8 protein-coding genes and 1 tRNA gene are annotated in these 7,846 nt (G+C 58.5%); 6 read left to right on the top strand and 3 right to left on the bottom strand.

Annotated features, from left to right (window positions below):
- Positions 1–396: 396 nt before the first annotated feature.
- A complete protein-coding gene (glgP, locus tag BRA62_RS12035; protein ID WP_292366946.1) occupies positions 397–1,953 on the top strand; it encodes an alpha-glucan family phosphorylase in 1,557 nt (518 codons plus the stop codon).
- A 465-nt stretch (positions 1,954–2,418) separates the two neighbouring features.
- Positions 2,419–3,000 carry a DUF2121 domain-containing protein gene (locus BRA62_RS12040; protein ID WP_292366947.1) on the top strand — a complete coding sequence of 194 codons (582 nt, stop codon included), beginning with the start codon at positions 2,419–2,421 and terminating at the stop codon, positions 2,998–3,000.
- 63 nt (positions 3,001–3,063) lie between these two features.
- Here BRA62_RS12040 and eif1A read toward each other — a convergent pair whose 3' ends face one another.
- A complete protein-coding gene (eif1A, locus tag BRA62_RS12045; protein WP_292367054.1) occupies positions 3,064–3,378 on the bottom strand; it encodes a translation initiation factor eIF-1A in 315 nt (104 codons plus the stop codon).
- 473 nt (positions 3,379–3,851) lie between these two features.
- Here eif1A and BRA62_RS12050 point away from each other — a divergent pair, with 473 nt between their 5' ends.
- The 3 genes from BRA62_RS12050 (at position 3,852) to BRA62_RS12060 (ending at position 4,762) form a co-directional block, all read left to right on the top strand.
- Entirely contained in the window at positions 3,852–4,112 is a 261-nt protein-coding gene (locus BRA62_RS12050; RefSeq protein WP_214019366.1) for an RNA recognition motif domain-containing protein, read from the top strand.
- Positions 4,113–4,252: 140 nt separating this feature from the next.
- Positions 4,253–4,378, top strand: coding sequence for a hypothetical protein (locus BRA62_RS12055; RefSeq protein WP_292366950.1), 126 nt, complete (start codon positions 4,253–4,255; stop codon positions 4,376–4,378).
- A gap of 129 nt (positions 4,379–4,507) precedes the next feature.
- Positions 4,508–4,762, top strand: a complete 255-nt coding sequence (locus BRA62_RS12060) for a DUF2795 domain-containing protein (protein WP_292366952.1) — start codon at positions 4,508–4,510, stop codon at positions 4,760–4,762.
- A gap of 224 nt (positions 4,763–4,986) precedes the next feature.
- On the opposite strand, the gene BRA62_RS12065 is transcribed toward BRA62_RS12060, so the two are convergent.
- Both BRA62_RS12065 and BRA62_RS12070 read right to left on the bottom strand, forming a co-directional pair.
- Positions 4,987–5,071 (bottom strand) — tRNA-Leu (locus BRA62_RS12065).
- An 86-nt stretch (positions 5,072–5,157) separates the two neighbouring features.
- Positions 5,158–6,861, bottom strand: coding sequence for an AMP-binding protein (locus tag BRA62_RS12070; protein ID WP_292366954.1), 1,704 nt, complete (start codon positions 6,859–6,861; stop codon positions 5,158–5,160).
- Positions 6,862–6,989: 128 nt separating this feature from the next.
- Between BRA62_RS12070 and BRA62_RS12075 the strand changes: the two genes are divergently transcribed.
- A complete protein-coding gene (locus BRA62_RS12075) occupies positions 6,990–7,544 on the top strand; it encodes a TATA-box-binding protein (protein ID WP_292366956.1) in 555 nt (184 codons plus the stop codon).
- Positions 7,545–7,846 lie beyond the last annotated feature (302 nt).

The raw sequence follows: 7,846 nt of genomic DNA on the forward strand, positions 1-7,846 counted from the left end.
GTGAGCACCGTTAGGTGCGAACGCCCGGAGCTCGACCACCGTCAGGTGGGGAGGGGGGAGACCCCCTCCCCTGTCCCCACCCCCCGCGGCGATAGTCCCACGGTCCACCATACTGGGCTTTTTCACGGTTCTAGCAATTTCTTCAGTCGCAATTCCTAGCGGAGCAACCAGCGGGGGAATTGAATCCCGGCCCACCTCCGGCCCTCCCCCCATCCGCTTTCGGGCATCCCGCAGATGCCCGGCACACCGTATGCCGGATCGGTCAATCAGACAGCCACACTCGCCGAAAAGCATCATATTATCACCAATTTTTTATTTCCTCAATGTTTTGCAAAAATATGCAAACATATATAATAATAAACACGGACAGTATACCATCCAAAGGGGACAGGACTCATGGATGATTCCATACGCGATCAGTTCGCACACATCCCGGAGCGGATCTCCGGGCTCGTCGACCTGGCATACAACCTCTGGTGGAGCTGGAACCCGGAAGCCCGGATCCTCTTCAAGCAACTGAACCATCAGGCATGGAAGGCAAGCGTCCACAACCCTATCCGGATGCTCCGCGAGATACCGGTCGAGTTCCTGAACCGGGCGGCGGAGGATCCCGCCTACTGCCACCGCTACGACATCGTCATGCGGCGGTTCAGGAAGTACATGACCGCCACCGGAACCTGGTTCTCCGAGGAGTACGCCGGCCGTCCCGCGCTGACGGTCGCCTACTTCTCGGCGGAGTACGGGCTCCATCACTCGCTCCCCATCTACGCGGGAGGGCTCGGATTCCTCGCCGGCGATCATTTAAAAGAGTCGAGCGACCTCGGCCTTCCGATGGTCGCCGTCGGGTTCCTGTACTCGCAGGGCTACCTGCACCAGCAGATCAACCCCGACGGCTGGCAGGAGGACGTCACCGAACCGCTCGACCGGGATACGGCACCCGTCACCCGGGTGCTCGACTCCGACGGGGAAGATCTGGTGGTCCGGGTCCCGCATATCGACCCACCCATCTATGTCGCCGTCCGGAAGGTCCAGGTCGGCAGGATACCGCTCTACCTCCTGGATACGGATATCCCCTGTAACGACCCCGAAAACCGGGGCATATCCTCCCGGCTTTATGCAGGCGACCAGGATCAGCGCCTCCGGCAGGAGATCGTTCTCGGCATCGGCGGGAGGAAAGTGCTTCATGCACTCGGCATCGAGTACGCGGCGGTGCACTTAAACGAAGGCCACCCGGCGTTTGCGCTGCTCGAGCGGGTCCGGGAGCGGGTCGAGCGGGGAATGGACTTTGAAGAGGCGCTCGAGGAAGTGCGGGCGACCTCCGTCTTCACCACGCATACGCCCGTCCCTGCAGGGCACGACGTCTTCCCCGTCGACCTTATCGACCGCTACTTCAGGACCTACTACCCGGCGCTCGGCATCGACCGGCTCCGGTTCCTGCAGCTCGGCGTCCACCCGGAGAGCCCCGGCTCGGGCTTCAACATGACCGCGTTTGCGTTGCGTGCCTCGGCGCACCATAACGGCGTTTCGCGCGCAAACAAGGTCGTCGCCTGCGATATGTGGAAGTGCCTGTGGCCCGGGCCCCGGGAGGCGGCGGTGCCCATCGACTACGTCACGAACGGCGTCCACGTCCCGACCTGGCTGAACACCCGGATGAAGGCGCTCTACGACCGGCACATCGGGCCGGCCTCTCCCGACTGGCTCACAGAGCACGACGATCCGGTGATCTGGGAACTTATCGACGAGATCCCGGACGCCGAACTCTGGCAACTGCATCTCTGGCTGAAGGCGAAACTCCACATCAGGATCACCGAGAGCGTGAGCAGGGTCATGACGAGGATGCTATTCTGCAGACCGAGTGTGGCGATGACGCTCCCGGTATCTCCTGCCGAGACGATCCCCAGCATGAAGATGGGGATGACTGCAATAGTAAGCATGCTCGCCATGAGTTTGTAGAATATCGGGATCTGGATAGTGACTCCATCCTGCATTATCCCGACTTCTTGCGGGAAGATTTCAGTCATGGAAGAGTAATTTCTTATTTTGATATATTAATTTATCCTTTAACAAATCCCCGCTTTAGGGGAAAATATTAAAATCTAAGGATTCTAAAAAGGCTATAAACGATTCAGGACATTTTTATGTAACTTTAAACATAATATACTTAAATCAGGATAATTATACCAACCCTGAATCGAAGTATATATGCGCACGTGACTGATGTTCACGCACCCGCTGCAAAGCGTGAATGTTTTTTCGCACGCGGGCGTGCCCCGCCGCTGCCTGAAAGGGTTCCGCGGGACCCGCTTCCGGCGACGGTAGAGCGGCATCAGAATGGGCATCAACATATTGATACGGAATGCGGGAGAGTGGGGGTGAGCGCAACTCCCTGTGCCGTGCCGGGGGTTGGGGGTTCACCGTATGACTCTTGTGATGGCATTCATCGGAAAACAGGGCGCCGTGATGGCGGGAGATATGCGGGAGATTGCATTCGGGGGGGACGATCCCCGCATCGAAGATCTGGAACGCGAACTCTACGGCGGTTCGATCGTCTCCGACAACGACCTCGCAGAGCGGGCGGACGAGCTTGGCGTGATAATCCGGGTCAGGGACGACAAGGCCAAGGTCTCGCAACAGGACGGGGTGCTCGTCGGCGAGGTGACCGAGACGGAAGGGGCGGCAATCGCGAGGAGGAGGCTGTACGCTACGACAGGCAGTTACGCAATTGCCGAGGTCCTCGATTCCCGACTGCGGGTAATGCAGAAGGGCAGGGCAAGCAACTTCGTGGTGCTGGGAAACGATATCACGAAACGGACCGCCAACCAGTGCATCCAGGGGATGTGGGAAGGGGGAACGATTCAGGATGCCCTGAGGCTCATCATGCTCACCATGCAGATAGCAGCAAGCGTGACGCCGTCGGTGAGCCGAACGTTCATACTGGTGCACACCGATCTTGCGGCCAACCTGGCCGATGCCATCGATCGGGATTCGCGGAGAGGATGAATCCCGGACTGAGCCCACCTCCGCTCAGTTGCGGAGGCCGCCGATGGCGCAGAAACGCAGAAGTTACTGGCTGAGATAGTTGTGCTTCTTGAGCCAGTCTACCTGAGGCCTGATGTAACGGTAGACGATATCGCACTTCTCGTCCTGGAAACTCCAGGGGACGACGATCAGGAGGTCGCCTTCGCGTATCCAGAGCCTTTTTTTGATCTTGCCCTTGATCCTTCCTGTGCGCGTGACGCCGTCCTCGCAGCGGACACGGATGTGGTTTGCCCCGAGCATCAGGTCGGCCCTGGCGAATATCTCCCGATTTCTCTTCTTCGGTAACCGTACTCGTACGATCTCCTCACTGTTGTTCTGTGTTCCTCGTGTATTTGTCAGTTAATCAACTCCGTAATAGACGGCGGCGTGACCCGCCCGAATATTTTCATTAGAGGTTTATACCAAGGACCCAAGCCACCATTAAAGTATCTGTCCCCGGGAGCACCCGCGCAACCGGGACCCGGCGAAAGGAAGCCGGGATACGCGAGGTGCTCCGGGCGCTACCGGGGTATCGGCACCGGTGACCTGCCCTGAATCGATCTGCCGGACCTGAAACGGGACGACGTGAGCTGCCTACCGCTCCCACACGTCCGGGGCAGGGCAACGAGCAGCATGCTCCTGATGCGGGCCCCCCGTTCAAAGGGTTATCCTGCCCGGGATCAGGGATCAGAGTGTCAAACGGCCTCCGGTCAGGTGCAGCGCCATCAGCAGGTGCATCTCCACGGCAGGGGAGTTGCCCCCAAACCGCCGTCCGGTTTTTCATCCGAAGAGTAATTAAGGTTTGAGCGTATATGAGTGAAGAGGATCTTTGAATGGAAAGTAGCAAGCTGTACGTCGGCAACCTCACCTACTCGGTAAACGAAGAACAGTTGAAAGACTTATTCAGCCAGTACGGGACGGTAAACGACGTCAGAGTCATTGAGCGCAAAGGGTTCGGGTTCGTCGAGATGTCCAGCCCCGAAGAGGCTGAGGCAGCAAAGGAAGCCCTGAACAACACCGTATTTGAAGGCCGCACCTTGAAGATTGACGAGGCCCGGCCTCCGAGACCGAGAAGCGACTTCCGGCGGTACTGAACACTTTTCCGGAAGAACAGCAATCCAAATATCCCACGTTTTTCAAGAGTCGGGGTTCTGGTGAACCTCACCTCTGATTACCCGGCGCGTACGGTTACGTTACCGGTTCATCTGTCCGGTTTGCAGCCGGTCCGCCGCTCGTGACGGAACCGTGCCGATACGTCGCCGTCGTCGGCCGGATGGACGGGCAGGGGGATCTCCTCTCCCGGGGCACTGCCGGGGGAGAGGCCGGCCCGCTTGCCCGGCGCAGCCGCCACCACCCCTGATCCGGATCATTCCCCCATCAGATAGCGCGTATTTTCGCCATAAAAGACAGCAACATTTTTATTCACCTAGAGCTATGGGGCGGCCGTGTGTCCCGCATGCGGGATGCAGTTGAAATGGTGGTGAGAATCATGGCAGAAGAGAGACCTTCAGTTAAAGGCGGAATGGCCTCTGCGGCTCAGGCAGCCTCGGTTGAGGAGCTGAGTGCATCCGCATTCCAGAAGTACCTCAGCGGTATGGACTACCCGGCCGGCAAGCAGGATCTGATCAGCCACGCACGGAAGAACAATGCCCCCGATGCGGTGATCCAGGTCATCGAGATGTTCCAGGACAAGACCTTCCAGTCCGCAGCAGACGTGAGCCAGGAGTTCGGCAGGATCAAATAACTCCATCTATTTTTGATAACTTCAGAAACGTCTGCCGGTCAATCGCCGGAATATCTTTTTCCCGAACGTTCAAAAGACCGCGATGCATGGTGATCCCTCCTGCCAGGAGGGGGGGCGGGATTGCGGCACCGTTCGGAACGGGAAGAGCCAGCCCCGCCGCCCCGGGATACGTGCAGCATACAATCAGCGATCGTGCTTTCAAGAAACAACATCAAAAAAGCGTATGCGAGAGGCCGGATTCGAACCGGCGAACTCCTACGAGACCAGGCCCTGAACCTGGCGCCTTTGACCTGGCTTGGCAACTCTCGCGCGAAAGTGTGGCGAACCTCCGCCGTTGGCGTGTCCCGGCGTTCCTCGCGCCTAATACTGTAGCATCTCCAACAAAATAAAGGTAATTACTCCCCGCCCTCCCCAACGGCGGGAGAGTCCCGGGAGTTGCTGTCCATAAACCGCCTCATCTCCAGTTCACGCAGTTCGTGCCGCCTGATCTTGCCGGAGATGGTCTTCGGGAGCGACTCCACGAACTCGATCAGGCGGGGATACTTGTAGGGTGCCGTCACCCGCTTGACCTGCTTCTGGATGTCCTTGACCAGCGACTCCGTGGGCCGGTACCCGGGCTTTAAGACGATAAAGGCCTTGACGACCAGCCCGCGGAGCACGTCGGGCGACCCGACGACCGCCGCCTCCTGCACGGAGGGGTGCTCCATGAGGGCGCTCTCGACCTCGAACGGCCCGATCCGGTAGCCGGAGGACTTGATGACGTCGTCGTCACGGCCGATGAACCAGAAGTAGCCGTCCTCGTCCATGTAGGCCTTGTCGCCGGTGTAGTAGTACCCGTCCGAAAAGACCTTGCGGTTCTCCTCTTCGTTGTCCAGATAGCCGGAGAAGAGCCCGACCGGGCGCGGGTCGAGTTTGATCGCGATCCGCCCTTCTTCACCGGGGCCGACCGGGTTGCCGTCGTCGTCGTGCAGCTCGATATGCCAGCCGGGCATGGGCCTCCCCATGGAGCCGGGCTTGGGCTTCATGTCGGGAAGCGTCCCGATGCAGAGCACCGTCTCGGTCTGGCCGTAGCCCTCGTAGATGGTCTGCCCGGTCCCCTCCTGCCACGCCCGGATCACCTCGGGGTTGAGGGCTTCGCCGGCGCTGCAGCAGTGCCGCAGATCGGCGAGATCGAACTTGTCGAGGTCGGCGAGGATGAGCATCCGGTAGATGGTCGGGGGGCAGCAGAACGTCGTGACCCCGTACTTCTCCAGCAGCGGCAGGATCTCGGTGGCGTGGAACCGGCCCCGGATATCGTAGACGAAGATGCAGGCGCCGACGATCCACTGGCCGTAGAGTTTTCCCCAGGCGCTCTTTCCCCAGCCGGTGTCGGAGATCGTCAGGTGCAGGTCATTCGGGCGCAGGTCGTGCCACAGCTGCGCGGTGACGATGTGCCCAAGCGGGTAGGAGTGGTCGTGGACCACCATCTTCGGTTCGCCGGTGGTGCCGGAGGTGAAGAAGATCAGCAGCGGGTCGGTCGCTTTCGTCCGGTGCATGCCGGGAAGGTTCACCAGTTTGTGCGAGCAGGGCGCAGGGTAGTCGAGCTCGACGGGGTAACTGACCCACCCGTCCCGCACGCCGTCGATCATGAGCCGGACGGCAAGCGTGGGGCAATCTTCCCGGACCTCCTCGACCTTGTCCGCATGCTCGGCCATGGTGATGATCATCCTGATGTCGGCCGCCTGGATGCGGTACTTCAGGTCTTTGGGGGTCAGCATCGTGGTTGCGGGGCAGTACACGGCGCCGAGCTTGATGAGGGCGATGGTGAAGATCCACCACTCGGGTGTCCGGGGGAGCATCAGCATGACCCGGTCGCCCTTCTTGATGCCGTATTTCAGGCAGATGTTGACCGCCTGGTTCGAAAGGCGCATGAGGTCGAAAAAAGTGTATTTCTTCTCGTTTCCTTTCTGGTCCACCCAGATCATCGCCAGTTTGTTCCGGTCCTTCTTCGCCCATGCGTCGATCACGTCGAAGCCGAAGTTATAGTATTCAGGGACGTCTATCGTGAAATTTGCGCAGAGGTCTTCATAGGAAGCTGGTTTTTGCTCATCATCCGCCATAACGCGATCAATAAAAAGATGCGCGTTTATGGTTTAAAGCATTCACGAAGTTGAAAGGCGCTCCGTATCCGGAATAGGCATAAAGATTACCCAATAGTATTATGGTTCAAAAAATAATACTCATATCGATGGATGAGAAGGGATACGAGTCACTGAAAATTGAGAACATCGTTGCCTCCGGGGTGATTGCAGACTCGATCGACCTCGAAAACGTATCGGATAAAATAAAAAACTGCGAACTGAATACGAAGCAGTTCCCCGGAGCGGTCTATCGCATCGAGAAACCCAAGATCGCATCCCTGATATTCTCCTCGGGAAAAGTGGTGCTCACCGGTATCAGGAACAAGCAGGACCTGCACGACGGCCTGGATATCATCATGCAATCGCTGCGGGATGCCGGCGTCGATACCTACAACGAGCCGCAGGTCGCGGTCACAAACATCGTCTGCTCGTACGACATGGGCAGGTACATCAACTTAAACAAGGTGGTCATCACCCTTAACCTCGAGAACATCGAGTACGAACCCGAGCAGTTCCCGGGGCTCGTCTACCGCATCGAGGACCCGAAGATCGTCGCCCTTCTCTTCAGTTCCGGCAAGATTATCCTGACCGGCGGAAAGAACATCGAGGACATCAAGAGAGGGCTTGATTTCCTGGAGCAGCGGCTCGAAACTATAATGTAACCCCGTTTTTCTGTTACGTTCTTTTTGCCGGGGGATGGGGGGGCCCTGATTTTTAGTGGGGATCTGATTCGCCTATCAGGACATCCTGTCTGTATGTGCCGGCGGAGTATCCGGGCCTGAAGCGGGTCTTTTTTGGTGCCCGCATCTTATGTCTTATGGTATTTGTGCTCCAGGCGTGCCGGCGATCTTGCTTATGAGCGCTGCTCTTCGAAGCGTCACAAACTCCCATGCACGGATTTCGTGGAATATCGCCACGCACTGCCCGCCCCCCTAAAGGGGGCGGGAGGAGCGCGAAGCGCGGG

Source organism: Methanoculleus sp. UBA208, from assembly GCF_002498065.1.
Taxonomy (GTDB): Archaea; Halobacteriota; Methanomicrobia; order Methanomicrobiales; family Methanoculleaceae; genus Methanoculleus.